Origin of the sequence: Microbacterium hominis (assembly GCF_013282805.1) — a bacterium.
In the GTDB taxonomy this organism is placed as follows: Bacteria; Actinomycetota; Actinomycetes; order Actinomycetales; family Microbacteriaceae; genus Microbacterium; species Microbacterium hominis_B.
Genome location: NZ_CP054038.1, coordinates 2,385,062 through 2,410,269, shown reverse-complemented (window position 1 = coordinate 2,410,269; position 25,208 = coordinate 2,385,062). Strand labels below are relative to the sequence as shown.

General features: G+C 70.9%; 28 protein-coding genes. 19 read left to right on the top strand and 9 right to left on the bottom strand.

Features of this window, described 5'->3' with window-relative positions; all coding sequences use genetic code 11:
• Positions 1-18 precede the first annotated feature (18 nt).
• Positions 19-1,986: a glycosyltransferase gene (locus tag HQM25_RS10970; protein WP_217275141.1), complete on the top strand. Its 1,968-nt coding sequence runs from the start codon at positions 19-21 to the stop codon at positions 1,984-1,986.
• A gap of 27 nt (positions 1,987-2,013) precedes the next feature.
• Here the strand turns inward: HQM25_RS10970 and HQM25_RS10965 are convergent, their stop codons facing one another.
• From HQM25_RS10965 to HQM25_RS10955, 3 genes are read right to left on the bottom strand one after another with little or no spacing between them, the layout of a single operon-like run.
• A complete protein-coding gene (locus HQM25_RS10965) occupies positions 2,014-2,742 on the bottom strand; it encodes a gamma-glutamyl-gamma-aminobutyrate hydrolase family protein (RefSeq protein WP_172990265.1) in 729 nt (242 codons plus the stop codon).
• Between the two features lie 15 nt (positions 2,743-2,757).
• The gene (locus HQM25_RS10960; RefSeq protein ID WP_172990264.1) at positions 2,758-2,943 is read right to left on the bottom strand and encodes a hypothetical protein; all 186 of its coding nucleotides are present in this window, start codon (positions 2,941-2,943) and stop codon (positions 2,758-2,760) included.
• Positions 2,944-2,985: 42 nt separating this feature from the next.
• Positions 2,986-3,168 carry a DUF5302 domain-containing protein gene (locus tag HQM25_RS10955; protein ID WP_172990263.1) on the bottom strand — a complete coding sequence of 61 codons (183 nt, stop codon included), beginning with the start codon at positions 3,166-3,168 and terminating at the stop codon, positions 2,986-2,988.
• A 310-nt stretch (positions 3,169-3,478) separates the two neighbouring features.
• Between HQM25_RS10955 and HQM25_RS10950 the strand changes: the two genes are divergently transcribed.
• The 3 genes from HQM25_RS10950 to HQM25_RS10940 all read left to right on the top strand — a co-directional run bounded on the left by HQM25_RS10950 (position 3,479) and on the right by HQM25_RS10940 (position 7,747).
• The gene (locus tag HQM25_RS10950; protein WP_172990262.1) at positions 3,479-5,740 is read left to right on the top strand and encodes a polyribonucleotide nucleotidyltransferase; all 2,262 of its coding nucleotides are present in this window, start codon (positions 3,479-3,481) and stop codon (positions 5,738-5,740) included.
• Between the two features lie 265 nt (positions 5,741-6,005).
• Positions 6,006-7,046 (top strand): aldo/keto reductase, encoded by a 1,041-nt coding sequence (locus HQM25_RS10945; protein WP_172990261.1) that lies wholly within the window; start codon positions 6,006-6,008, stop codon positions 7,044-7,046.
• 98 nt (positions 7,047-7,144) lie between these two features.
• Positions 7,145-7,747 carry a histidine phosphatase family protein gene (locus tag HQM25_RS10940; protein ID WP_172990260.1) on the top strand — a complete coding sequence of 201 codons (603 nt, stop codon included), beginning with the start codon at positions 7,145-7,147 and terminating at the stop codon, positions 7,745-7,747.
• On the opposite strand, the gene rimK is transcribed toward HQM25_RS10940, so the two are convergent.
• Positions 7,735-8,949: a 30S ribosomal protein S6--L-glutamate ligase gene (gene rimK, locus HQM25_RS10935; RefSeq protein ID WP_172990259.1), complete on the bottom strand. Its 1,215-nt coding sequence runs from the start codon at positions 8,947-8,949 to the stop codon at positions 7,735-7,737. The genes HQM25_RS10940 and rimK overlap by 13 nt on opposite strands.
• A 25-nt stretch (positions 8,950-8,974) precedes the next feature.
• Between rimK and HQM25_RS10930 the strand changes: the two genes are divergently transcribed.
• Positions 8,975-9,460 carry an ATP-dependent zinc protease family protein gene (locus HQM25_RS10930; RefSeq protein ID WP_172990258.1) on the top strand — a complete coding sequence of 162 codons (486 nt, stop codon included), beginning with the start codon at positions 8,975-8,977 and terminating at the stop codon, positions 9,458-9,460.
• A gap of 15 nt (positions 9,461-9,475) precedes the next feature.
• On the opposite strand, the gene HQM25_RS10925 is transcribed toward HQM25_RS10930, so the two are convergent.
• Positions 9,476-9,979, bottom strand: coding sequence for a GNAT family N-acetyltransferase (locus tag HQM25_RS10925; RefSeq protein WP_254359288.1), 504 nt, complete (start codon positions 9,977-9,979; stop codon positions 9,476-9,478).
• Positions 9,980-10,082: 103 nt separating this feature from the next.
• On the opposite strand from HQM25_RS10925, the gene HQM25_RS10920 reads away from it, so the two are divergent.
• Positions 10,083-10,898: a 4-hydroxy-tetrahydrodipicolinate reductase gene (locus HQM25_RS10920; RefSeq protein ID WP_172990256.1), complete on the top strand. Its 816-nt coding sequence runs from the start codon at positions 10,083-10,085 to the stop codon at positions 10,896-10,898.
• Positions 10,895-11,356, top strand: coding sequence for a hypothetical protein (locus tag HQM25_RS10915; RefSeq protein WP_172990255.1), 462 nt, complete (start codon positions 10,895-10,897; stop codon positions 11,354-11,356). The genes HQM25_RS10920 and HQM25_RS10915 overlap by 4 nt, the downstream gene beginning before the upstream one ends.
• Here the strand turns inward: HQM25_RS10915 and HQM25_RS10910 are convergent.
• The 4 genes from HQM25_RS10910 to HQM25_RS10895 form a co-directional block, all read right to left on the bottom strand.
• Positions 11,353-12,282 carry a TIGR01777 family oxidoreductase gene (locus tag HQM25_RS10910; protein ID WP_172990254.1) on the bottom strand — a complete coding sequence of 310 codons (930 nt, stop codon included), beginning with the start codon at positions 12,280-12,282 and terminating at the stop codon, positions 11,353-11,355. The two genes, HQM25_RS10915 and HQM25_RS10910, sit on opposite strands and share 4 nt — an antisense overlap.
• Positions 12,275-12,700: an OsmC family peroxiredoxin gene (locus tag HQM25_RS10905; protein ID WP_172990253.1), complete on the bottom strand. Its 426-nt coding sequence runs from the start codon at positions 12,698-12,700 to the stop codon at positions 12,275-12,277. The genes HQM25_RS10910 and HQM25_RS10905 overlap by 8 nt, the downstream gene beginning before the upstream one ends.
• Positions 12,701-12,797: 97 nt before the next feature.
• On the bottom strand, positions 12,798-13,322 hold the full coding sequence (locus tag HQM25_RS10900) for a DUF4395 domain-containing protein (protein ID WP_172990252.1): 525 nt from the start codon (positions 13,320-13,322) through the stop codon (positions 12,798-12,800).
• Complete coding sequence (locus tag HQM25_RS10895) at positions 13,315-13,752, bottom strand: TlpA family protein disulfide reductase (protein ID WP_172990251.1); 438 nt, start codon at positions 13,750-13,752, stop codon at positions 13,315-13,317. The genes HQM25_RS10900 and HQM25_RS10895 overlap by 8 nt, the downstream gene beginning before the upstream one ends.
• Positions 13,753-13,828: 76 nt before the next feature.
• Here HQM25_RS10895 and HQM25_RS10890 point away from each other — a divergent pair, with 76 nt between their 5' ends.
• From HQM25_RS10890 to recA, 12 genes are all read left to right on the top strand, one after another.
• Entirely contained in the window at positions 13,829-14,683 is an 855-nt protein-coding gene (locus tag HQM25_RS10890; RefSeq protein WP_254359286.1) for a thymidylate synthase, read from the top strand.
• A complete protein-coding gene (locus HQM25_RS10885; RefSeq protein ID WP_172990249.1) occupies positions 14,680-15,216 on the top strand; it encodes a dihydrofolate reductase in 537 nt (178 codons plus the stop codon). The genes HQM25_RS10890 and HQM25_RS10885 overlap by 4 nt, the downstream gene beginning before the upstream one ends.
• A complete protein-coding gene (locus HQM25_RS10880) occupies positions 15,210-15,974 on the top strand; it encodes an SDR family NAD(P)-dependent oxidoreductase (RefSeq protein ID WP_172990248.1) in 765 nt (254 codons plus the stop codon). Before HQM25_RS10885 ends, HQM25_RS10880 begins: the two co-directional genes overlap by 7 nt.
• Positions 15,975-16,021: 47 nt before the next feature.
• Positions 16,022-16,999, top strand: coding sequence for a 4-hydroxy-tetrahydrodipicolinate synthase (gene dapA, locus HQM25_RS10875; protein ID WP_172990247.1), 978 nt, complete (start codon positions 16,022-16,024; stop codon positions 16,997-16,999).
• 79 nt (positions 17,000-17,078) lie between these two features.
• Positions 17,079-18,755, top strand: coding sequence for a ribonuclease J (locus tag HQM25_RS10870; protein ID WP_172990246.1), 1,677 nt, complete (start codon positions 17,079-17,081; stop codon positions 18,753-18,755).
• Between the two features lie 99 nt (positions 18,756-18,854).
• Entirely contained in the window at positions 18,855-19,349 is a 495-nt protein-coding gene (locus HQM25_RS10865) for a GNAT family N-acetyltransferase (protein WP_172990245.1), read from the top strand.
• 56 nt (positions 19,350-19,405) lie between these two features.
• Positions 19,406-22,129, top strand: a complete 2,724-nt coding sequence (locus HQM25_RS10860; RefSeq protein ID WP_172990244.1) for an FtsK/SpoIIIE family DNA translocase — start codon at positions 19,406-19,408, stop codon at positions 22,127-22,129.
• Between the two features lie 28 nt (positions 22,130-22,157).
• Entirely contained in the window at positions 22,158-22,727 is a 570-nt protein-coding gene (gene pgsA / locus HQM25_RS10855) for a CDP-diacylglycerol--glycerol-3-phosphate 3-phosphatidyltransferase (protein WP_172990243.1), read from the top strand.
• Positions 22,724-23,194, top strand: a complete 471-nt coding sequence (locus HQM25_RS10850) for a CinA family protein (protein WP_172990242.1) — start codon at positions 22,724-22,726, stop codon at positions 23,192-23,194. Before pgsA ends, HQM25_RS10850 begins: the two co-directional genes overlap by 4 nt.
• A 151-nt stretch (positions 23,195-23,345) precedes the next feature.
• The gene (locus tag HQM25_RS10845) at positions 23,346-23,654 is read left to right on the top strand and encodes a helix-turn-helix domain-containing protein (protein ID WP_172990241.1); all 309 of its coding nucleotides are present in this window, start codon (positions 23,346-23,348) and stop codon (positions 23,652-23,654) included.
• A gap of 12 nt (positions 23,655-23,666) precedes the next feature.
• Positions 23,667-23,891: a DUF3046 domain-containing protein gene (locus HQM25_RS10840; protein WP_172990240.1), complete on the top strand. Its 225-nt coding sequence runs from the start codon at positions 23,667-23,669 to the stop codon at positions 23,889-23,891.
• Between the two features lie 261 nt (positions 23,892-24,152).
• Positions 24,153-25,208, top strand: coding sequence for a recombinase RecA (gene recA / locus HQM25_RS10835; RefSeq protein WP_172990239.1), 1,056 nt, complete (start codon positions 24,153-24,155; stop codon positions 25,206-25,208).

Genomic DNA, 25,208 nt, shown 5'->3' with positions numbered 1-25,208 from the left:
GCCCGTCACCCTGGAATCGTGAGAGTCGCGGTCCTCGCCGAATCCTTCCTCCCGCACATGAACGGGGTGACCGGCTCCGTGCTGCATGTGCTGCGCCACCTGGAGCGCGCGGGGCACGAGACCCTGGTGATCGCCCCCCGCGCCGCCGGCGACGAGCCGGATCTGCCGCCAGACCTCCGCGGGGCGCGCACCGAGCTGCTGCGCTCGGTCCCGCTCCCGGGCTACCCCGAGGTGCGGGTCGTGTTCGCCCGTGCCTCGCGGCTGACCGGCATCCTCCGGGAGTTCGACCCCGACGTGATCCATCTCGCGTCGCCGTTCGTGCTCGGCTGGCAGGGGCTCGCCGCCGCCGATGCGCTGCGCGTGCCGACGGTGGCGATCTACCAGACCGACGTCGTCGCCTACGCCCACCGGTACGGGATGCCGCATGCCACAGCCCTGGTGTCCTCGCACATCTCGCGCCTGCACCGCCGGGCCACCGTGACCCTCGCCCCCTCGTCGGCATCGATCCGCCAGCTCGAGCAGCTCGGGGTCGACCGCCTCCGGCTGTGGGGGAGAGGAGTGGATGCCGAGCGCTTCGCCCCGCACCGGCGCAGCGCAGCGTGGCGGGCGGGCATCGCGCCGGGGGAGTCGATCATCGGCTACGTCGGGCGGCTCGCCCCCGAGAAACAGGTCGACGATCTGCGGGCGCTCGCCGACATCCCGGATACGCGCCTGGTGATCGTCGGAGACGGACCCTCCCGCGCCGGTCTCGAGCGTGCGCTGCCCGGCGCCGTGTTCACCGGTCGCCTCGACGGTGCGGCGCTCGCCGAGGCGATGGCCGGCTTCGACGTGTTCGTGCATCCCGGCGAGAGCGAGACCTTCGGCCAGACCATCCAGGAGGCCCTCGCCAGCGGGGTGCCGGTCGTGGCGACGGGCGTGGGCGGACCGGTCGACCTCGTGCGGTCGAGCATCGACGGCTGGCTCTACCGACCGGGCGACCTCGCCGACATGCGGGCGCGCGTGGCCGACCTGACCGGCGACGGCGCGAAGCGGCGCGCGTTCGCGGCGGCGGCGCGCGAGGGGATCGGCGGACGCACCTGGGAGGCCATGGTCTGCGCGCTCGTCGGGCACTACGAGCACGCCGTGCAGCTGCGCACCATCGACGACAACCTGCTCGTGCGCGGCGCGTCCCGACCCGAGACCGCCCCTGCCCGCCCCGCGCGCGCCGTGCGACGCTACGTCGCGCTCGGAGACTCGCTCACCGAAGGGCTGTGCGACGACTCCCGCATGGCGCCCGGACAGTTCCGGGGGTGGGCCGATCGGCTGGCGCACCTGCTGGCGCACGCGCAGCGCGACCGCTTCCGCTACGCGAACCTCGCGGTCCGCAGCCGCCGCATCGCCGATGTCGTCGACGTGCAGGTGCCGGCCGCCCTGGCGCTTCGCCCCGACCTCGTCTCGGTGCTCGTCGGCGCGAACGACCTCGTCGGCGGCCGGGTCGACCCGGTGGCGCTCGCCGGGCGGCTGGTGCCGGCGATCGCGCGGCTGCGCGCCGCCGGGTGCGACGTGCTGCTGGTGACGCCGTTCCTGCCCCGCCGGCGGCTCGCCCTCGTCTTCGCCCGCCGCTTCAGCGCCTACAACGCCGAGCTGCGCCGTGTCGCGGCGGCGACCGGCGCGCGCCTTCTCGACCTCGAGGCCCACCCGGAGGTCAGCGACCCCGCGCTGTGGGCCGCCGATCGGGTCCACCTGCGTTCGCGTGGCCACCGCCTGGTCGCCTACCGGGCGGCCGAGGCGCTCGGCGTCCCCGATGCCGAGACGCTGGGCGGCCTGGATGCCTCGTTCCATGCCGACGACGAACCTGTCCCGGAAGGGACCTGGCTGCGGCGCGACGCGCTGCCGTGGGTGTGGCGGCGGCTGCGCGGGCGCACGGCGGGCGACGGCCGTGCGGCCAAGTACGCCGGCTACGTCGTGGTCGGCGGGCGAGGCGACGTCTTGGAGCCGGCGCCGTAGCAGCGACGCGGGCGCGTCGCGATGGGTTCAGAGGGCGGCGGCGGTCGACCGCTGGCGCACGAGCTGCGCGAAGGCGGCGAAGGGTGCGAGCGCGAGGTGCGCGGGCGTCGCGGCGGCCTCGGGATGCCACTGCACGGCGATCACGCCGCGCGCGGCATCCTCCACGGCCTCCACGAGGCCGTCCGGAGCGGTGGCGACGGCGGTCAGCCCCGGAGCCAGCGCGCCGATGCCCTGATGGTGGCCGGAGGCCACCGAGATCGCGCCGGCCCCCGTGTGCGCCGCGAGCAGCGACCCGGCAGCGATCTCGACCGGATGCCACGACCACGCGATCTCGTCGCCGGGGGCGCACCCGCGATCGTCGTCGGTGTGCACGATCGACGTCGGGGGGAGATCCTCCACCAGCGTGCCGCCGTAGAGCACGTTGAGCACCTGCAGGCCGCGGCAGACACCGAGCACCGGGAGTCCCGCATCGAGCGCGGCGCGCGCGATCGCGAAGTCCAGCTCGTCCTGCTCGGGATTCACGTCGTACAGCGCGTCGATGACGGCCCCGCCGTAGCGGAGGGGATCGACGTCGCCGCCGCCGGGGAGGATCACGCCGTCGACCCCGGTCAGGTCGACGACGTCGACGAGGTCCACGTCGAGCCCGGCGGCGCGGGCCAGGGCCGCGACGTCGTCGAAGATGCGGTTGGCCGCGTCGATGCGGGCATCGGCGGAGCCGTCGGACAGGCGGAGGGGCATCGCGACGCGCAGGCTCATGCGCCCATTATCGGGCTACGCGCCGGGGTCGATCTCACCGGCCTCGATGGCCGCCTCGCGCTCCTCGTCGTCCTGCTCGTCGATGTCGTCCTCGACCGACTCGAGCGGGTCGAGCGTCGGCGGGGGCAGCTCGAGCTCCACGTCGTCGTCGACCGGCACGGCGCGCTCGTCGTCGGGGATGCGTTCGCGGAAGTCGCTCATCGCTCCTCCTGTCGCCGGATGCCCGGAACGTGTGCGCAGGTGTCAGCCGCTCTTGCGGCGGAACTCCCGGCGGGTCATCGCACCGTGGGCCGAATGGACGGCCGAATCTCCGTCGAGGTGGGCCTCACCGTCGCGGTGCTGGGCGTTCTTCTTGTCGAGGGCCTCTTTGAACTTGCGCTTCATCTCGTCGGACGCCGCGCCCTCCGTCGTGTCGTCGGTGCTCATGGGCCCACCCTACGCAGGCGCCCGTCCCGGCACCAGGGCGGGTGCGCGCGAGGAACCGCTGGTAGGATCGGAAAGGTTGCCCGTGTGGCATCCGCTCAACTCCATATGAGCTCACGGAGCAGGCCGGCAGGAAGCTGGTCCCCTGTGGTGGTCTCCTCGTCGCCTCGCGCCGGGTGGATTTCTACTGGTGGCCAGCGATGGCGGCAACCCGCGGCCCCGCCGCGGCGCTGAGATCTGCCTGTTCCTGCTCCTTCGCACGCACTCGCGCGCCATACGGGCGCGCGAGTTGAAAAAAAGAAGGAGAGACCTCTTGGAAGGTCCTGAAATCACCGCCGCCGAAGCCGTCCTCGACAACGGCCGCTTCGGCACCCGTACCGTCCGGTTCGAGACCGGACGTCTCGCGCAGCAGGCGCAGGGCGCCGTCGCGGCGTACCTCGACGAGGAGACGATGCTCCTCTCGGCCACCAGCGCCGGCAAGCACCCGCGCGAAGGCTTCGACTTCTTCCCGCTGACCGTCGACGTCGAGGAGCGCTCGTACGCCGCCGGCAAGATCCCCGGTTCGTTCTTCCGTCGCGAGGGTCGCCCCTCGACCGACGCGATCCTCGTCTGCCGTCTCATCGACCGCCCGCTGCGCCCGTCGTTCGTCGACGGACTGCGCAACGAGGTGCAGATCGTCGTCACGGTGCTCTCGATCGCACCCGGCGAGTTCTACGACGCGCTCGCGATCAACGCCGCATCGCTGTCGACCCAGATCTCGGGTCTGCCGTTCTCGGGCCCGATCGCCGGCGTGCGCCTCGCGCTCATCCCCGGCCACGGCGAGAACGCCGACCAGTGGGTCGCGTTCCCGACCGTGAAGCAGCTCGAGGAGGCCGTGTTCGACCTCATCGTCGCGGGCCGCGTGCTCGACGACGGCGACGTGGCGATCATGATGGTCGAGGCCGAGGCGACCGAGCACTCGTGGAACCTCATCAAGGGCGGCGCGACCAAGCCCAGCGAAGAGATCGTCGCGCAGGGTCTCGAGGCCTCGAAGCCGTTCATCAAGCAGCTCGTCGAGGCGCAGAGCGTCGTCGCGAAGACCGCGGCGAAGGAGATCAAGGAGTTCCCGGTCTTCCTGCCGTACAGCCAGGAGACCTACGACTTCGTGGCCGGCCGCGCCTACGACAAGCTCGTCCCGATCTACCAGATCGCCGACAAGCAGGAGCGTCAGAACGCCGATGACGAGCTGAAGGACGCCGTCAAGGCCGAGCTGCTCGCGGCCGTCGAGTCCGGCGAGCTGCCGGCCGTGGCCACCGTCGAGTTCGCCGCCGCGTACAAGTCGGTCACCAAGAAGATCGTGCGCGGCCGCATCCTCGCGGAGGGTGTCCGCATGGACGGCCGCGGTCTGGCCGACATCCGTCCGCTCGACGCCGAGGTGCAGGTCATCCCGCGCGTCCACGGCTCCGCGATCTTCCAGCGCGGCGAGACCCAGATCCTGGGTGTCACCACGCTCAACATGCTCAAGATGGAGCAGCAGATCGACTCGCTGTCGCCCACGACGAGCAAGCGCTACATGCACCACTACAACTTCCCGCCCTACTCGACCGGTGAGACCGGTCGAGTGGGGTCGCCGAAGCGTCGCGAGATCGGGCACGGCTTCCTGGCCGAGCGCGCCCTCGTGCCGGTGCTGCCGGACCGCCAGGAGTTCCCGTACGCGATCCGTCAGGTCTCCGAGGCGCTGGGCTCGAACGGCTCGACGTCGATGGGCTCGGTGTGCGCCTCGACGCTCTCGCTGCTGAACGCGGGTGTGCCGCTGCGCGCCCCCGTTGCCGGCATCGCGATGGGTCTCGTCTCCGATGAGGTCGACGGTCAGACGCGCTACGCCGCCCTGACCGACATCCTCGGCGCCGAAGACGCGCTGGGCGACATGGACTTCAAGGTCGCCGGCACGAGCGAGTTCGTCACGGCGATCCAGCTCGACACCAAGCTCGACGGCATCCCGTCGTCGGTGCTGACCGCCGCGCTGCAGCAGGCCCACGACGCCCGCCTCACGATCCTCGGCGTGCTCAACGCCGCGATCGACGCTCCCGACGAGATGGCGCCCACCGCGCCCCGCGTCATCAGCGTGCAGATCCCGGTCGACAAGATCGGCGAGCTCATCGGCCCCAAGGGCAAGACGATCAACGCCATCCAGGACGAGACCGGCGCCGACATCTCCATCGAGGAGGACGGCACCGTCTACATCGGCGCCGTCGACGGTCCGTCGGCCGAGGCCGCGCGCGCCCAGGTGAACGCGATCGCCAACCCCACCAACCCGGAGGTCGGCGAGCAGTTCCTGGGCACGGTCGTCAAGATCGCGACCTTCGGCGCGTTCATCTCGCTCCTGCCCGGCAAGGACGGCCTGCTGCACGTCAGCGAGGTCCGCAAGCTCGCCGGCGGCAAGCGGGTGGAGAACGTCGAGGATGTGCTCTCGGTCGGCCAGAAGCTGCTCGTGCGCATCACCAAGATCGACGACCGCGGCAAGCTCTCCCTCGAGCCCGTGCTCGAGGAGGCGGCGGCGGCGGAGCCCGCGGCCGAGGCGCCCGTCGAGGCCTGATCCGTTCAGATCGGATGCCCGTCCTCTCCGCACGGAGGGGGCGGGCATCCGTCGTCTGCGGGCAGATTCGCCGTCGTGTCCACCGAAAGGGGGACATGATCTCGCATTTTCGCCGTGTCGTGACCCAAGCGTTATGAAATATTTCTCACGCGGATGCCGCAATGGCCGTCGTTGTCGGATGCCTGCCCTACCCTCGAAGTACGTACCGGGGGGTGCGGGAAATTCGCGGACGCGATGATTCACAGAATCACGCGGGGGGTGAGACATGGCTGCATTCGGCGTTGAGTCGACGCACACGGTGCCGAGTCCGCTCGCCGCTGCGCCCGAGGCCGGTGCGCCGCATCCGTCGGCGCCCATCCCGGTGCAGGGTCCGCCGCTCGGCGAGAGCGTCCGCGTCCCACTCGGCGAGGGCGGCCCCACCGTCTTCCCGCTGATCCTCGGCGGCGCCGAATTCGGGTGGAACGTCGACCTCGAGAGCAGTCACGACATCCTCGACCGGTACGTGGAGCTCGGCGGCAACGCCCTCCACACCGCCGACAGCTTCGCCGGCGGGCGCAGCGAGCACATCATCGGCCAGTGGCTGCACTCGCGCGGGCTGCGCGACGACGTCGTCGTCGGTGTGCGCGTGGGCGGGCATCCCGACAATCCCGGGCTCGGCCCGGTGAACCTCGTGCGGGCGGTCGAGGCGTCGCTCACCCGGCTCGGCACCGATCGCATCGACGTGCTGTACCTCGACGCCACCGCCGATGAGACCACGGCTCTCGAAGACACCCTCGCGACCGCGGAATGGCTGGTCGATTCGGGCAAGGCGCGCCAGATCGGGGCGATCGGCTACGCGGCCGCGCAGCTGGTCGAGGCGCGCATCTTCGCGTCCGCGGGGTTCCCACGGATCACGGTGCTCGACGTGCCGTTCAACGTGCTGCGCCGACACGAGTTCGACGACGACCTGCGTCTGGTGGCGGGGGCCCAGGCGATGGCCGTCACGCCGTCCCACGCACTCGAGCACGGATTCCTCTCCGGCCGTCACCGCACGCGCGCCCGCGGAGGGCTGTCGGTGCGAGGGGCGCAGCTGGCGGCGAGCCTGAACCGCAGGGGCACGCGCACTCTGCGCGCGCTCGACGCCGTGGGCGCTCAGCTGGGCGTTCCCGATGCGGCGGTCGCCCTCGCGTGGCTGCTTGCCCAGAAGCTCGTCACGGCGCCGATCGTGAACGCGTACGCGCCCGAGCATGTCGAAGAGCTCGTGCAGGGCATCGGGGTGCACCTGAGCCGTGCTCAGCTGTCGGACATCGCGCGCGCCTCGGAGTAATCCACAGCCCGCGTCGCGCGCCCGGTCGCCACGACCCGTTGTCGTAGGGTGGAAGAGCGCCTCCGGGCGCCGAATCCCCCTCGACGAAGTGAGCTGACGTGACGCACTACATCTATCTTGTGCGGCATGGGGAGCATCAGGATGCCGAGCACGGCCTCGTCGACGGGCCGCTCTCGCCGCGGGGCCGCCGCCAGGCGTCGCTGCTGGCGGATCGCCTGTCGGGTGTGCCCTTCGACGCCGTGTGGCACTCGCCGCTCGAGCGTGCGAGCCAGACGGCCCGCGCCGTGTCCGAGCGCATGCCGTCGCTGTCTCCCGAGCCCTCCTCGCTGCTGTTCGACTGCGTCCCCACCGGCATGACCGAAGAGACCCCGGCGGCGTTCGAGCCCTTCTTCGGGTCGGTGACGGAGGCCGAGATCGAGGCGGGGCGTGCGCAGATGGCGGACGCGGTCAGCGAGTTCCTGGTGCGGCGCACCGGAGACGTCCACGAGCTGCTGATCACCCACAACTTCGTGATCGCGTGGTTCGTCCGCGAGGTGCTGCAGGCACCGGAATGGCGATGGATGACGCTCAATCAGGCCCATTGCGGGCTGACCGTCATCGCCCAGAAGCAGGGCAGGCCCTGGTCGCTGGTCTCCCACAACGACCTGGCCCACCTCCCGGTGGAGCTGCGCACCGGGCTCCCCGAGCCCTACCCCGTCTGAGTCTGCGTCTCCGGATCGGCCGGGATCGGCTCCTTGGGAAGCCGCCGCACCTTCGCCCGCCGACGGCGGCGCTCCGGGATCATCGACCGCATCTCCTCGAGCTTGCCGAAGCACAGCAGGCGGTCCTCCGCCTCGAGTACGACGCCCTTGCGGGGGTTCGGGATCACGTTCGTCCCCCGGTGCAGCGTGAGCACCGTGATGTCCCGCTCCCACAGCCCGGACTCGCCGAGCCTGGTCCCCACCAGGTCGGCGGCGCCGTGCACGACGAGCTCGGCCACGCCGTAGCCGGTGGAGACGGTGAGCCGCTGGCGCACATCGATCTCGGGGAAGGCCACCTGATTGGCGATGAAGTCGATGATCGCCCCGGCGACGTCGAGGTTCGTGGCGGTCTCGATCCCCTGCAGGCCGGGGGAGGAGTTGACCTCCATCACCAGCGGCCCGTCGTTGCCCTCGAGCATGTCGACGCCGGCGATCTTCAGGCCCATGATCTGCGCCGAGCGCACGGCCGCCTGCTCGTACTCCGGGGTGAGCTCGACGGCCTCCACGGTGCCCCCGCGGTGGACGTTCGAGCGGAACTCGTCGCCGGTGGCGCTGCGCCGCATGGCGGCCACCACGCGGTCGCCGACGACGAGGGCGCGCACGTCGCGACCGCGGCTCTCCTCGATGAACCGCTGGATCAGCACGTTCTGCTTCGTGGAGTGCAGGGTCTCGATGATCGCCTCGGCGACCTTGACGCCCGGCGCGAGGATCACGCCGATGCCCTGGGTGCCCTCCAGGAGCTTGATCACCACCGGCGCTCCGCCGACGCGCTCGATCGCCTGGCGCACGTCCGCACGGTTGCGAACGAACGCGGTGGCCGGCATCCCGATGTTGTGACGGGAGAGGATCTGGGTCGCCCGCAGCTTGTCACGGGCGTTCGTGATGCCGTTCGCGGTGTTGGGCGTGTAGACATCCATCTGCTCGAACTGCCGCACCACGGCCGTGCCGTAGTAGGTGATCGAGTTGCCGATGCGCGGCAGCACAGCGTCGTAGTCCGACAGCTGCCGCCCGCGATACTGCAGGTCGGGCTCGGCGCCGGACAGATCGATGCCGAAGCGGAGGGTGTTGAGCACGCGCACGTCGTGTCCGCGCTGCAGCGCTGCAGCGCGGAGTCGCTGGGTCGAGTACGCTCTCGGGGCGCGCGAGAGGATCGCGAGTTTCATGGGGGATCCCTGAGAAGATAGCCGGGTGACAGAACCTCTCCATTCAAACACCATCATCGGGTGGCGCGAGTGGGTGAGCCTGCCGGATGCGGATGTCGAGTGGCTCAAAGCCAAGATCGACACCGGCGCCCGCTCGTCGGCGCTGCACGCATTCGAGATCGAGCAGTTCGAGCGCGACGGAGCGGAGTGGGTTCGGTTCGGCATCCACCCGTGGCAGCGGACGGGCGCCGACGCCCGCACGGTGGAGCTGCCGGTGCACGACCGGCGTCGCATCCGCTCGTCCACCGGCCACACGCAGCAGCGGTTCGTCGTGCTCATGCGCATCGTGCTGCACGGCCGTCCGGTGACCGCCGAGGTGACGCTGACCAACCGCGACGAGATGGGCTTCCGCATGCTGGTGGGCCGTCAGGCCCTGCGACAGGGATTCCTCGTCGACACGAAGCGCTCTTTCGTCGGGGGTCGGGCTCCCAAGGAGGTGCGGCGCCGCAATCGCGGCCGCGTCGAGGTGTGAGACCCGTCCGACGGCTCAGGCCGTGACGGCGTCGCCCGGCTCGGCGGGCAGCGTCTTGCCGTACCAGCGCGTCGCGTTGGGGTTGTCGTTGTACGGCTCGATCGTCACGAAGCCGGCACTCGCGTAGAGGCCCGCCGCGGCCTCCAGCGAGTGGTGCGTGTCGAGCACGAGCTCGCGCGCGCCGAAGTCGCGCGCCCGACGCTCCAGATCGTCGAGCAGCAGGCGGCCCCACCCGCGGCCGCGTGTCGACTCGCGCAGGTAGAGGTGCTTGACCTCGTACCGCGGGCCGAGGGGGCCATCGGCGATCGCGCGGATCCCGCCGCAACCGACCGGCGACCCCTCGTCGTCGGCGACCACGACGAACACGCCCGCAGGCGGGGAGAACACCGACGGCTCCGGGAACCGGGTCGTGTAGACGACGTGCTGGTGGGCGAAGCCGATCTCGCGCGACTGGAAGTACTCGGCCAGCAGTTCGTGGGCAACGGGAGTGTCGACGGGGAAGGGGGTCAGGGTCACCACGCCACCACTGTACGGCGCGGGCCCGGGCGCTCCGGCGTCGACCGCGCAGCCACCGCGAGACACGAAGCCGGGCCCGGTCGCGCCGCCTCCTAGGATGGAACGCATGACGACGCGCGTGGCCCTGGTGGGCGGCACCGGGAAGCTCGGCGGGATCATCCGTGAGGTCATCGACGACGAGCCGGGGTTCGAGGTCGCCGCCGTGCTCACCTCCCGCTCCGAGCTGTCGGAGCTCGACGGCGCCGACCTGGTGGTGGATGCCTCGGTGCCTGCGGTCTCGATCGACATCGTCCGCGCCGCCATCGAGCGGGGCATCAACGTGCTCGTGGGCACCTCCGGCTGGTCGGCCGAGCGGATCGCCCTCGTGCGGCCGCTGGTGGATGCCGCGGGCACGGGTGCCGTGTTCATCCCCAACTTCTCCCTGGGCTCGGTCCTCGGCTCCGCGCTGGCCGCGGCGGCGGCCCCCTTCTTCCCGTCCATCGAGATCGTCGAGACCCACCGCGAGACCAAGGTGGACTCGCCCAGCGGAACGGCCGTGCGTACGGCGGAGCTGATCGCGGCCGCACGAGCCGGCGTCGGCCCGGTCGAATCGCCGCACGTCGACCAGCGCGCCCGTGGCCAGCAGGTGGCCAGCGTGCCGATCCACTCCCTGCGCCGGCCCGGCGTCGTCGCCAAGCAGGAGACGGTGCTCTCGGGCGCCGGCGAGTCCCTGTCGATCGTGCACGACACCATCGAGCCCGCAGCCGCCTATGCCCCCGGCATCCGGCTGGCCCTCGCGCACGCGCGCGAAGCGCGCGGCGTGGTCATCGGCCTGGACAGCTTCCTCGACATCGGCATCCGCACCCCCGGAGCGCCCGGGGGCGGCCGCGTGGTCGACGAAGGGGGCGTGCCCGGTCAGGTCGCCCGCGCCACCGGAGCATGACCGCCCGTATCGGCGCCCTCGTGATGGCGGCGCTGCTCGCGCTGTACATCGTGCTCGTGGGGCAGCGTGCCGTGCTGCTGATCGGCTCGGGCGACCCGGTCGGGGTGACCATGGGTGTCGCGCTTGTCGTGCTGCCTCTGATCGCCGTGTGGGCGCTGGGCCGGGAGCTGTGGTTCGGCGTGCGCGCGCAGCAGCTGGGCCGCCGGCTGGAGACCGAGGGACGCATGCCGGAGAACGCGGTCGGCGTGCGGCCGAGCGGCCGCGTCGTGCGCGAAGACGCCGACGAGGTGTTCCCGCAGTTCCGCGCCGCCGTCGAGGCCGCACCCGAGGACTGGGCCGCCTGGTTCCGGCTCGCCCTCGCCTACGACGCCGCCGGAGACCGCCGCCGTGCGCGCGAGGCCGCTCGCACGGCCATCAGGCTCGAGGGCGCCGAGCGCAAGGCGCGCGGTCGGGCCTAGGGCGCGGGAACGGCCGCAGCCACCGCGTCTTCGACGGTCGGGTGCCGGAAGAGGAACCCCGAGTTCTCCAGAGCCGTCGGGATCACGTAGGCGTCGCTGAGCAGCAGCGAGTCGGCCGCGTCGGCGCCGAGTCCGAGCCGCAGCGCCCAGGCGGGCACCCGCAGCAGGTAGGGCCGGTTCATGCGCCGTGCCAGCGCGAACCCGAGGTCGTTGGCGGTCGCCCGCTCGGGCCCGGTGAGATTGACCGGCCCTTCGAGGTCGCTGTCGATCACATGCCGGATCGCCCGCACCTCGTCTTCGAGGGAGATCCAGGGCCAGGCCTGCGTGCCGCGGGAGAGCGGCCCGCTCACGCCGAAGCGCGTGAGCTGCATCAGCGGCTTGAGAACCCCGCGAGGATGCACCACCGGTGCGGTTCGCAGCACCGCGATCCGGGCGCGCTCTCCGGCCGCCAGGGCAGCGGACTCCCATTCGCCGCAGATGTCGGCGAGCAGCGTCTCGCCCCGCGGCGCCGCCTCGTCGAGCACCACGCCGGGTGCCGTGCCGTAGTACCCGACGGCCGATGCCGACACGAGCGCGGGCGCGTCGTCGCCCAGCTCCCGCACCGCACGCGCGAGCGCCTGCGTCGGAAGCACCCGTGACCACAGCAGGGTGTTGCGGTACGAGGAGGTCCACGGGAAGCGGCCGATGCTGGCCCCGTTCAGGCCCACCACCGCGTCCGCCCCGGCGAGCACGCCGGGATCCAGCGGCGTGTCGTCGGCGAGCCACTCGACCTCGTCGGGATGCTGCGCGGGGCGCCGCACCAGCACGGTGACGCGCACGCCGTCGGCGCGCAGGCTCTCCGTCAGCGCGCCGCCGATCAGCCCGGATGCGCCGGCGACGACGACGCGGCGGGCGCCGTCGGTCGCCTGCGCCGAGGGGTCAGGCAAGCGTGGCCTCGAGCGTGATCTCCACACCGGCGAGGGCCTGGGAGACGGGACATCCGGTCTTGGCGCCCTGGGCGATGCGCTCGAAGTCCTCCGGGTCGAGACCGGGCACGGAGGCGTTCACGTTGAGGTGGCTTCCGGTGATGCCGGTGCCCGGCTTGAAGGTCACCGATGCCGTCGTCTCGATCGACTCCGGGGGAGTCCCGTTCTCACCGAGGGCGTGCGAGAGGGCCATGCTGAAGCAGGACGCGTGGGCGGCGGCGATGAGCTCTTCGGGCGTGGTGACCGAGGTGGATCCTTCGCTGCGGGCCTTCCAGTTGACCGGCAGCGTCGCCGCGCCCGAAGAGACGAGGCGGACCTCCCCGGATCCGTCGGCGAGGCCGCCCTTCCACTCCGTGGTCGCTTCGCTCGTGACGGTCATCGGAACCTCCCTGATCGCGGCGCCGCGACCGTTCGCAAGCGCTCTGCGGTCAGCCTAACGACGACAGCCGACGTGCGCGACGGCGCGCGGGGAGGGGTCAGGCTGCGGCGGGCCGCTCGCGGCCCACGACACCCAGCCGCTGCAGCAGCAGGTACAGCATGCAGCCGAGGCACACGCCGAAGGCGGCGTTCAGGAACGAGGCCACGAACGCCATCGCCGCGGCCACGACGAGAGCCCACGGCACACCGACCAGGTGCAGCACGAGGCCGACGGAGGTCACGACCAGCCCCACGCCCTGCGCGAAGCGCGGCGGACGCGGGTCTTCGAGCTCGCTCGGCGGCGACAGCCGTGGCGCGAGGGCTGCGCGGAACAGCGCGCCCCAGGGCGCGGTGCGCGGCGAGACGACACCCCACACGAACAGAGCGACGATGACCGCCAGCAGGAGGAAAGCGGGATCGAGCACGCGCTGGGCGAGTGAGGCCGCGGCGACCCCGTCGGCCGACAGACCCACCAGCCCCAGGAACACGTCGATCAGGAGGAGCACCGAGGTGACGGCGGCGGTGAAGCGCGGTCCGCGCGGGTCGATGCCGCCGGCGGGGCGGGCGAGCGGGGCGTCAGGCATGTGCGGGCTCCGAGACGAGACGGGTGACCTCGAGTTCGAGCACGTCGCGGTTGGGTGCGCCGCCGAAGCGGGTCTGCACGGCGCCGTTCCTGTCGAGCAGGAGAGTGGTGGGGGTCTGCAGCACGTGGAAGTGCTTGGCGATGTCGGGCCGGTGGGTCACGTCGATGTCGAGGTGGCGCACGCCGTCGTGGGCGTCGGCGACGCTCGAGAGCATGCGGTGCACGCCCGGGCACTTCGCGCACAGTTCGGTGCTGAACTGCAGCAGCGTGGCGGTGCGGCCGAGGCTGTCCGCCCCCAGACGGTGCGGTTCGACGACCTCGTGCGGGATGTGGCGTTGCGGGCGCCCCTGGCGCCACTTCACAACGATGCCGATGGCCACGGTCGCCGCAAGAAGGGCGCCGAGTCCGACGAGAGCGCTGATCAGATCCACAACAGACGATCGTAACCGTCGGCACCTGGGCGCGGGCCGTGTGTGCGATTGTTACGGCCGGAAGGTCGGCGGCCCGATGGGGGCGGGCCGGGGTATCGTGGCCGACGTGACGACGCCGACCGACTCCGGGCCGATTCCCACGCCGTACGAAGACCTGCTGCGCGATGTGCTCGCGCACGGCGCGCACAAGGACGACCGCACCGGCACCGGCACGACCAGCGCGTTCGGCCGGCAGATCCGCTTCGACCTCTCCCAGGGTTTCCCTCTCATCACGACCAAGAGGGTCCACTTCAAATCCATCGCGTATGAGCTGCTGTGGTTCCTGCGCGGCGAGTCGAACGTGCGCTGGCTGCAGGAGAACGGGGTCACGATCTGGGATGAATGGGCCGACGCCGACGGCGAGCTCGGTCCCGTCTACGGGGTGCAGTGGCGCTCCTGGCCCACCCCCGACGGTGCGCACATCGACCAGATCGCGCAGGTCATCGACCAGATCCGTGCGAACCCCGACTCCCGGCGGCTGATCGTCTCGGCGTGGAACCCCGCCGACATCCCGGATATGGCGCTCGCTCCGTGTCACGCGATGTTCCAGTTCTATGTGGCCGATGGGCGGCTCTCGTGCCAGCTCTACCAGCGCAGCGCCGACCTCTTCCTCGGCGTGCCCTTCAACATCGCCTCCTACGCGCTGCTCACGCTGATGGTCGCGCAGCAGACCGGCTTGGAGCCGGGCGATTTCGTGTGGACTGGCGGCGACTGCCACATCTACGACAACCACCTCGAACAGGTGCGCGAGCAGCTCACCCGCGCCCCGTATCGCTACCCGACGCTGCGCTTCGCGCGCACCCCGCGGTCGATCTTCGACTACTCCTACGACGACTTCGTGATCGAGGACTACGTGCACCACCCCGCGATCCGCGGGGCGGTCGCGGTATGACGGCGGCGATCGGCCTCGTCTGGGCCCAGGCGCGCGGTGGCGTCATCGGCGCGGCCGGCGGCATGCCGTGGCACGTCCCCGAGGACCTCGCGCACTTCCGCGAGGTGACCGCCGACGCCCCCGTCGTGATGGGGCGCCGCACGTGGGACTCGCTGCCGGAGCGGTTCCGCCCGCTTCCCGGACGCCGCAACTTCGTCGTGACCCGGTCGGCGCAGTGGTCGGCGCCGGGCGCGCAGCGCGCGGGATCGCTCGATGAGGCGCTCGCCGACGCCGGAGACGCCGGCGTCGACCGCATCTGGCTCATCGGCGGCGGGAAGCTGTTCCGCGAGGGCATCGCTCGCGCCGACCTGCTCGAGGTCACCGAACTCGATGTCGACGTCGAGGGCGACACGTTCGCCCCGCCGACGCCGGGGTGGATGCCGGTCACCGCCGATCCGCCCGTCGGGTGGCGCACCTCGCGCACCGGCATCCCGTATCGCTTCCTGACCCTGCGCCGCGCGGCGCGTGACGAACCGGAGGAGTCCGCATGGTGAGATCCGCCCTCGTGACCGGTGCGAGCTCGGGCATCGGCGCCGAGTATGCGCGCCAGCTCGCCGCCCGAGGGGCCGACCTCGTGCTCGTGGCCCGCGACCACGCCGCGCTCGAGACGCTGGCGACCACGCTGCGTTCGCTCCACCGCGTGCAGGTCGAGGTGCTCGCGGCCGATCTGCTCAAGCCGCGCGAGCTCGCCAAAGTCGAGGCGCGCCTGCGCGATGCCGATCGGCCGATCGGCATCCTCGTCAACGACGCCGGATTCGCCCTGCCGTTCGCCTTCGAGAAGAACCCGATCTCCGAGGAGGTGCGCCACCTGCGCCTGCACGTGGAGGTGCCCATGCGGCTCTCGCACGCCGCGCTGCGCTCGATGCTGGCGCGCGGGCGGGGACGCATCATCAACGTCGCCTCGGTGTCGGCCTACATGCCGCGCTCGACATACGGCGCCGCGAAGGCCTGGGTGCTCAGCTTCAGCCGCTGGGCCAACGGCGCCTACGCCGGGCGGGGGGTGAGCGTCACCGCGGTGCTGCCCGGGTTCACGCACACCCGCTTCCACGAGCGCGCGGGTCTGCCGCCCGGACAGGAGGGCGTCGCCGACTGGATGTGGCTGGAGGCCTCCCAGGTCGTGTCGGAGTCGCTGCGGGATGCCGCGCGCGGCCGCGCCGTGTCGATCCCGTCGACGCGCTACAAGGTGCTCACGGCGCTGTCGCGACTGGCGCCGTCGGGGCTGGTCGCCCGGCTCGCCTCCCGCGGCCGCTGACGGCACCCGGCCTCGCGGCCCGTCGCGGAACCGATAGCCTGGGGAGCATGACGCACACCGGCAACCCCTTCGGTCAGGTGCTCGTCGCGCTGGTCACGCCGATGACCGCCGACGGCGAGGTCGATTGGCCCGGTGTCGAGAAGCACATCGACGATGTCGTGACGGCAGGCGCCGACGGCGTCGTGGTCACGGGCACGACCGGCGAGACCAGCACCCTCACCGACGCCGAGAAGCTGCGGCTGGTCGAGGTCGGCAAGGACGTCGCCGCGGGCCGCGCCAAGATCATCACCGGAGGCGGCTCGAACGAGACCGCGCACGCCATCGAGCTCTACAAGGCCAGCGAGAAGGCCGGCGCCGACGGCATCATGATCGTCACGCCGTACTACAACAAGCCGACGCAGGCCGGCATCCTGACGCACTTCCGTCTCGTCGCCGACGCCACCGACCTCCCGGTCATCCTGTACGACATCCCCGGCCGCACCGGGGTGCCGATCAAGTACGAGACGATCCTGCGCTTGGCCAAGCACCCCAACATCCTCGCGATCAAGGATGCGAAGGGCGACTTCAGCGAGGTCAGCCGCGTGCTGAACCAGACCGACCTGCTCTACTTCTCCGGCGACGACGCCAACGTGCTGCCGCACCTGGCCATCGGTGCGACCGGACTCATCGGCGTCACCGCGAACATCGCGCCGGCCCCGTACCGCACGATCGTCGACGCGGTGAACGCGGGCGACCTGAAGACCGCGACGGCCGAGCACCAGCGGCTCGAGCCGCTGGTGCGGGCCGTCATGACCCATGTGCCGGGCACCGTCTCGGCGAAGTACATCCTCCACGGCCTCGGCCGCATCGGCAGCCCGCGCGTGCGACTGCCGCTTGTGGGTCCCGAGGAATGGGAGGCCGCCATGATCGAGGACGAACTCGCCCTCGTCGCCGACGTCTCCGGCGCCGACTTCAGCGACTTCCGCCCCGACCGCAACGCGGCCGCCGGCGGAGCCCTGCCGAAGGTGCACGGGACGACCCGTTAGTCAGCGGCAGGCTCGAGGCCCGGCGCGAGACTCGATGTAAAGGGATGCCGCGTCGCGCGGCATCCAGGAAAGGCATGCGATGCCCACCACCGTCTACGACCCGCCCGCCCTCGAATCGGGCACGCTGCGCGTGACGCCTCTCGGCGGTCTCGGCGAGGTCGGTCGCAACATGACCGTGTTCGAGTACGAGGGCAAGCTCCTCGTCATCGACTGCGGCGTCCTGTTCCCCGAGGAGCACCAGCCCGGCGTCGACCTGATCCTCCCGGACTTCGAGCCGATCAAGGGTCGGCTGAACGACATCGTGGGCGTGGTGCTCACGCACGGGCACGAGGACCACATCGGCGCGGTGCCGTACCTCCTCAAGCTCAAGGCCGACATCCCGATCGTCGGGTCCGGGCTCACGCTCGCGCTCACCGAGGCCAAGCTCAAAGAGCACCGCATCAAGCCGTACAGTCTCACCGTCGCCGAAGGGCAGCGGGAGAAGCTCGGCCCCTTCGATCTCGAGTTCGTGGCCGTCAACCACTCCATCCCCGATGCGCTCGCCGTGGCGGTGCGCACGCCCGCGGGCACGGTGCTGGCCACCGGCGACTTCAAGATGGACCAGCTGCCGCTGGACGGCCGACTGACCGACCTCCGCGCCTTCGCGCGGCTGGGCGAGGAGGGCGTGGATCTGTTCCTCGTCGACTCCACGAACGCCGACGTGCCGGGATTCACCCCGCTCGAGCGTTCCATCGGGCCCGTGCTCGACCAGGTGATCGGCCGCGCTCCGCGCCGCGTCATCGTCGCCAGCTTCTCCAGCCACGTGCACCGGGTGCAGCAGGTGCTGGACGCCGCGCACGCCCACGGGCGCCGGGTGGCTCTGCTGGGACGAAGCATGGTGCGCAACATGGGCATCGCCGAGGACCTCGGCTACCTGACCGTCCCCGAGGGCGTGCTCATCGACTACAAGAAGGCGCGCGACCTCCCCGAAGACGAGATCGTCTACATGTCGACCGGTTCGCAGGGCGAGCCGATGGCCGTGCTCAGTCGCATGGCCAACCTCGACCACGAGATCGAGCCCGGCGAGGGCGACACCGTGATCCTCGCCTCCAGCCTCATCCCCGGCAACGAGAACGCGGTCTACCGTGTGATCGACGGGCTCACCAAGCTCGGCGCGAACGTCGTGCACAAGGGCAACGCCAAGGTGCACGTTTCCGGTCACGCGGCCGCCGGCGAGCTCCTCTACTGCTACAACATCCTGCGGCCGAAGAACGTGCTGCCGGTCCACGGCGAGTTCCGCCACCTGATGGCCAACGCCAAGCTCGCGCAGGACACCGGCATCCCGGCCGAGCGCACGCTCATCGCCGAGAACGGCACCGTGGTCGACCTCAAGGACGGCCTCGCCCGGGTCGTGGGTCAGCTCGACCTCGGCTTCGTCTACGTCGACGGCTCGACCGTCGGCGAGATCACCGACGCCGACCTCAAGGACCGCCGGATCCTCGGCGAAGAGGGCTTCATCTCGGTGATCGTGGTGGTGGATGCCGCCACCGGCCGCATCATCACGGGACCCGAGATCCACGCGCGCGGGTTCGCCGAGGACGACGCGGTGTTCGAGAGCGTCAAGCCGAAGATCGCCGCGGCGCTGACCGAGGCGGCGAAGTCCGGTGTGCGCGACCAGCACGCGCTCTCGCAGGTCGTGCGCCGCACGATCGGACGCTGGGTCAACCAGTCGCTGCGCCGCCGGCCGATGATCGTGCCGCTCGTGATCGAGGCGTAGCCGGGATGCGCCCCGGCAGAGCCGCGCGGCGACGCCGGCGCGGGATCTCGTCATGCGGCCGTAACGGGCCGACCCTGCCGCGCCGATAGAATCACCGCCATGCCGGTGGCCTTCACCCTCCGTCCCGCGCGCCAGTCGGACGGCACCTTCCTCGGCGACATGGTCGTCGAGGCGGTCAACTGGCGCGCCGGCGGGGCGCGACCCAAGCACCAGGTCGTCACCGGCTCCGACCACAGCAGGTACGTCACCGGATGGATGCGACCGGGCGACGCCGGCTTCGTCGCGGAGGATCTGCACGGCGAGCCGATCGGCGCCGCCTGGTACCGCGTGCTGCCGCGCAGCGATCCCGGCTTCGGCTACATCGGAACAGGAGTGCCCGAGCTCATCATCGGCGTCCGGCCGATCTGGCGGGCGCACGGGGTCGGGCGCGCGCTCCTCCAGCGGCTGTGCGAACACGCGCGCGCGGAGGGCTACGGGCGCATCAGCCTGAGCGTGGAGCGGGGCAACTACGCGACGACGCTGTATCGCAGCGAGGGTTTCGCAGTCACCCAGCCCGGGATGGGCCGCGACACCATGGTCAAGCGGCTGCGCTGATCCTTCGTGCCGCGTGGTTCCCGGCAAAAGTCGGAGACCCGGCTTACCGTGGGGTAATGCCCAGGAGCACCACCCCGGCCAAGAGCGGACGCGCGCCGTCGACCAAGGCGACGAGCACGCCCGCCTCACGCGCCCCGAAGCCCGCGCCCGCTCCCAAGAAGTACGTCGGCGAGACCGACCGGCCGCCCGTGATCGTGCGCATGTGGCTGGGGCTCGCCCATGCCACGGGCGGGCTGTTCCGCGCGTTCGGGCCGGAGACTCTCGAGAAGGATCAGCGTCGCGACGGCTTCCCGTTCCTGCTCGTGCTCCTGGTCATCGCGGGAGCGGTCGTCGAGTGGTTCTTCATCGGCACCGAGGCCGCGGCTCTGATCAGCGCCTACTCCGTCGGCGGTCTCCTCGGCCGCGAGGCTTTCATCCTGCCCGTCCTCGTGCTGCTGCTGGCGGGCTGGATGTTCCGCCATCCCAGCTCGGTGCACGACAACGGGCGCATCGGTATCGGGTTCGGCCTGCTCGTGCTCGCCATCGCCGGCTTCTGCCACGTGGCCGGCGGTCGGCCGCAGCCCGTGGAGGGACTGCCGGCGCTGAGCGAGGCCGGGGGTCTGTTCGGCTGGATGGTCGCCGAGCCGCTGGCCCTCCTTCTCACCGATGTCGGTGCATACATCGCTCTGTCGCTGGTCACCGCGCTCAGTGTGCTGATCATCACCAAGACCCCGCCGAACCGCATCGGGCGCCGGCTCGGCCAGCTGTACGTCTGGATGTTCGGCGCGGAGCCCGACGACGACCCCGAGGAGCGCACGTCGCGTCGTCGTCGGCAGGCCGATGACGACGATGACGATGAGGAGCCCTCTCTCCCGTGGTGGCGGCGCAACAAGACCGGGCGCGAGCAGGATGCCGACGGCGGCATCGGGTCGCAGGACCTCACCGAGCTCCTGCCGCCCGGCTCGTCCCAGGGCGGCTTCGAGCAGGCGATCGCCCCCGTCTCCCCGGCGGCGCCGACAGCCCCCGCGGTCTCGTCCGATGCGCTCACCGAGGTCATCGATCCGGCCGTGCTGTCGGGTGCGAAGGCAGCCGCGAAGGGCGGCACGTCGCTGCGGGACGACTCCGCGCAGGATGACGAGGGCGACCTGCTCCCGGGGCTTTCCGGCCTCGGCAGCGACGGACCGCACAGCGCCCCGAGCGCGCCCTATCGCCTGCCGTCCGTCTCGTCGCTCGCAGAGGGGACGCCGCACGTCGCGCGATCCCAGGCCAACGACGACACGGTGCGGGCGATCACGAGCGTGCTCGACCAGTTCTCGGTCGACGCGCGGGTGACGGGCTTCTCGCGAGGTCCGACCGTGACGCAGTACGAGATCGCGCTCGGACCGGGCGTGAAGGTGGAGCGCATCACGGCGCTCACGAACAACATCGCCTACGCCGTCGCCTCGAACGAGGTGCGCATCCTGGCGCCGATCCCGGGCAAGAGCGCGATCGGCGTGGAGATCCCGAACACCGACCGCGAGATCGTCACCCTCGGCGACGTGCTGCGCTCCGCCTCGGCGGTGGGCGCCACCCATCCGATGACGATCGGCGTCGGCAAGGACGTCGGCGGCGGCTACGTGGTGGCCAACCTCGCCAAGATGCCCCACCTCCTGGTGGCCGGCTCCACGGGCTCGGGAAAGTCGAGCTTCGTCAACTCGATGATCACGAGCCTGCTCATGCGGGCCAAGCCCTCCGAAGTGCGCATGGTGCTCATCGACCCCAAGCGCGTCGAACTGACCTCCTACGCGGGTGTCCCGCACCTGATCACGCCCATCATCACGAACCCCAAGAAGGCGGCCGAGGCGCTGCAGTGGGTCGTGAAGGAGATGGACATGCGGTACGACGACCTCGCCTCGTTCGGCTTCCGCCACATCGACGACTTCAACAGGGCCGTCGTGGCGGGCGAGGTGAAGCTGCCGGAGGGCAGCGAGCGCGTGCTCAAGCCCTACCCGTACCTGCTGGTGGTCGTCGACGAGCTCGCCGACCTCATGATGGTCGCCCCGCGCGACGTCGAGGACTCGATCGTGCGCATCACGCAGCTGGCCCGTGCCAGCGGCATCCACCTGGTCCTCGCCACCCAGCGGCCGTCGGTCGACGTCGTCACCGGACTCATCAAGGCCAACGTGCCCTCGCGTCTCGCCTTCGCGGTGACGAGCGTCACCGATTCGCGGGTCATCCTGGACCAGCCCGGTGCCGACCGGCTCATCGGTCAGGGCGACGGCCTGTTCCTGCCCATGGGCGCCTCGAAGGCTCTGCGCGTGCAGGGCGCGTGGGTCAGCGAGCCCGAGATCGAACGGGTCGTCTCGCATACCAAGCAGCAGGCTCTGCCCGAGTACCGGGCCGACGTGCAGGCGGCCGCCGAGAAGAAGGAGATCGACGCGGACATCGGCGACGATCTCGAGCTCCTGCTCGCGGCGGCCGAGCTGATCGTGTCGAGCCAGTTCGGCTCGACCTCGATGCTCCAGCGGAAGCTCCGCGTGGGATTCGCGAAGGCGGGTCGCCTCATGGATCTGCTGGAGTCGCGGGAGATCGTCGGGCCCTCGGAGGGGTCGAAAGCGCGCGACGTGCTGGTGACCAACGAGCAGCTCCCGACGGTGCTCGCCCGACTGCGCGGCGAGGATGTGCCCGAGGCGGCGCCCCAGCCGTCGGCGCACCCCGCCGACCCCTACGAGGGCGATCCCGTCGAACGGCAGTACGACGACTCCCCGACGGTCGACGCCGACGAGAGCGAAGACGCCTGGGGCCTGACCGGCCGCGACTGAGCGGGGCGCCGGCCGCTAGGCTCGGGCCATGGCGATCCCTCGGCAGCTCCCCAATGCGATCACGATCGTGCGCATCCTGTGCGCCCCGGTGTTCCTGTGGATGCTGCTGGCCGACGGCGGCGCCGACGGCCCTCTGCGGTGGTGGGCCGCGGTGCTGTTCATCGTGGCGATCGCCACCGATGGCGTCGACGGCTACCTCGCCCGCAGGTACGAGATCGTCACCGATCTCGGCAAGCTCCTCGATCCGATCGCCGACAAGGTCCTGACCGGATTCGCCTTCGTCGGACTGTCGATCCTGCTCGAACTGCCGTGGTGGGTGACCATCGTCATCCTCGTGCGCGAGATCGGCATCACGGTGTACCGGTTCATGGTCGTGAGCGACCATGTGCTCGCGGCGGCCTGGATGGGCAAGCTGAAGACGGTCGCGCAGGGTGTCGCGCTCTCCCTGGCCCTGCTGCCGCTGTGGACGATCGTCGGCGAGTGGATCTGGTGGGTCAACGGCGTGACGATGGCGATCGCGCTCGTGCTCACGATCGCGAGCGGAATCGACTACGTCGTGGCCGAGGTGCGCGGCGCGCGGGGGCGTGCGCGGTCATGAGCCCGGCCGACCTGCTGGCCGCGCTCGGCCGCCGCGGCTGGACGATCGCGACGGCGGAGTCCCTCACGGGGGGTCGCGTGGTCGCGACCCTCGTCGAGGTCCCCGGGGCCTCGGCCGTGGTGCGCGGCGGCATCGTCGCCTATGCCACCGATGTCAAGCACTCGCAGCTCAAGGTCGACGCCGACCTGCTGGCTTCCGCGGGTCCTGTCGATCCGGCGGTGGCCTGGCAGATGGCAGAGGGGGCGCGGTCGCAGCTCGGCGCCGACGTCGGGCTCGCGACGACGGGCGTCGCGGGGCCGGACCCGCAGGACGGGAAGCCGGTCGGCACCGTGCACATCGCCGTCGTGACGCCGGTGTCGACGAGCGTGTCGTCGTTGGAGCTGACCGGCACCCGCGAGCAGATCCGTGCGGAGACGGTGCGCCGGGTGCTCGAGCTGTGCGCGGAGGACATCGCCAACGCCGGGTGATCGTCGCCGGGAACAGATGGTGTTTCAACGCGGTTACATTCCGCGATTCCCACCCATTGTCCAGCGCCGAGGATTAGATTGGCTCCAGCGGGTGTTGTACTGTTGTCCACCCGGACAGCGGCGGAGTCGGCAGTGAGGAGGGGGCCCCACCATGATCCTGGTTCGTCAAGAGATCGGCGAAGTGCTTCGAGACTTCCGCCAGCAGAAGGGTCGTACCCTCCGTCAAGTCGCCAGCCGCGCCAGTGTCGCGTTGGGCTACCTGAGCGAAGTAGAACGTGGCCAGAAGGAGGCGTCGAGCGAGATCCTCGCCTCCGTGGCCGAAGCCCTCGACGTGCCCATCTCGACCATCATGCGCGAGGTCGGCGACCGAATCTCCGTCCTGGAGGGCCTGCAGACCTTCCCCGACGTGGTTCCCGACGAGCTCGTCGCGTCCGTCGACGCCGAGCTGTCCCTGCGCTGACGCGTCACCTGCATGCGTCGCAGCGAGTTCGAGCGTGCCGTCGCCGATGAGTTCGGCGCGCGCGGCTCGTCGTTGATGACCGATCTCGTGCTCGGCGCGGTCGGCGATCGCACGGCCGCCGATGCGCTGGCAGCCGGCGTGCCCCCGCGCGAGATCTGGCTCGCCCTCTGCGCCGAGACCGATGTGCCGGTGTCGCGTCGCCACGGTGTCGGCCGTCTCGAGCCCCGCGCGCACTGAACGAGCGCGGCGTGTCGTCGAAGGTGTGTTCGAAGTACGCGTAGGCTCCTGCACAGCGGGTGTTCGTGAGGAATCTGTCCACGGGCGGGGTGATGACGGCAGCGATGTCGGACCCCCCTCGTAGCGTGAGCAGCGTCGAACGACACCCCACGCCTTGTCGCAGCATCCTCTCCAACCGGAGGGGAGCGCGACAGCCTACAGGCGACGGAGACTCCGGTGACGCCGCCGCGGCGACCGGACAGAGTGCAGAAGGAGCACGGCATGCCCTCACCCGCTGACCGCGAGAAGGCCCTCGAATCGGCCCTCGCCCAGATCGACCGTCAATTCGGAAAGGGTTCGGTGATGCGCCTGGGCAGCGATGAGCGCGCTCCGGTCGAGATCATCCCCACCGGCTCCATCGCCCTCGATGTCGCCCTCGGCGTTGGCGGCCTGCCGCGCGGCCGCATCATCGAGATCTACGGACCGGAATCGTCGGGTAAGACCACGCTGACCCTCCACGCCATCGCCAACGTGCAGCGCGCCGGCGGCATCGCCGCCTTCATCGACGCGGAGCACGCGCTCGACCCCGATTACGCCCAGAAGCTCGGCGTCGACATCGACGCGCTGCTGGTTTCACAGCCCGACACCGGTGAGCAGGCGCTCGAGATCGCCGACATGCTCATCCGCTCGGGTGCCATCGACCTCGTCGTGATCGACTCCGTCGCCGCCCTGGTGCCCAAGGCCGAGATCGAGGGCGAGATGGGCGACTCGCACGTGGGTCTGCAGGCGCGACTCATGTCGCAGGCCCTCCGCAAGCTCACCGGTGGCCTCAACCAGACCAAGACGACGGCGATCTTCATCAACCAGCTGCGCGAGAAGATCGGCGTGTTCTTCGGCTCGCCCGAGACGACGGCCGGCGGTAAGGCGCTCAAGTTCTACGCGTCGGTCCGCCTCGACATCCGTCGCATCGAGACGCTGAAGGACGGCAGCGAGGCGGTCGGCAACCGCACCCGCGTGAAGGTCGTCAAGAACAAGATGGCGCCGCCGTTCAAGCAGGCGGAGTTCGACATCCTCTACGGCGTCGGCATCTCCCGAGAGGGCAGCCTGATCGACTTCGGCGTCGAGCACGGCATCGTCAAGAAGTCCGGTGCCTGGTACACCTACGACGGCGAGCAGCTCGGTCAGGGCAAGGAGAACGCGCGCAACTTCCTGATCAAGAACGACGACGTCGCCGCGGAGATCGAGTCGAAGATCAAGACGAAGCTCGGCATCGGTGTGCCCAAGGGCGCAGCGGTCGAGGCCGGAGCCGACGAGCTCGCGGCCCGACGTCCCGCCTGA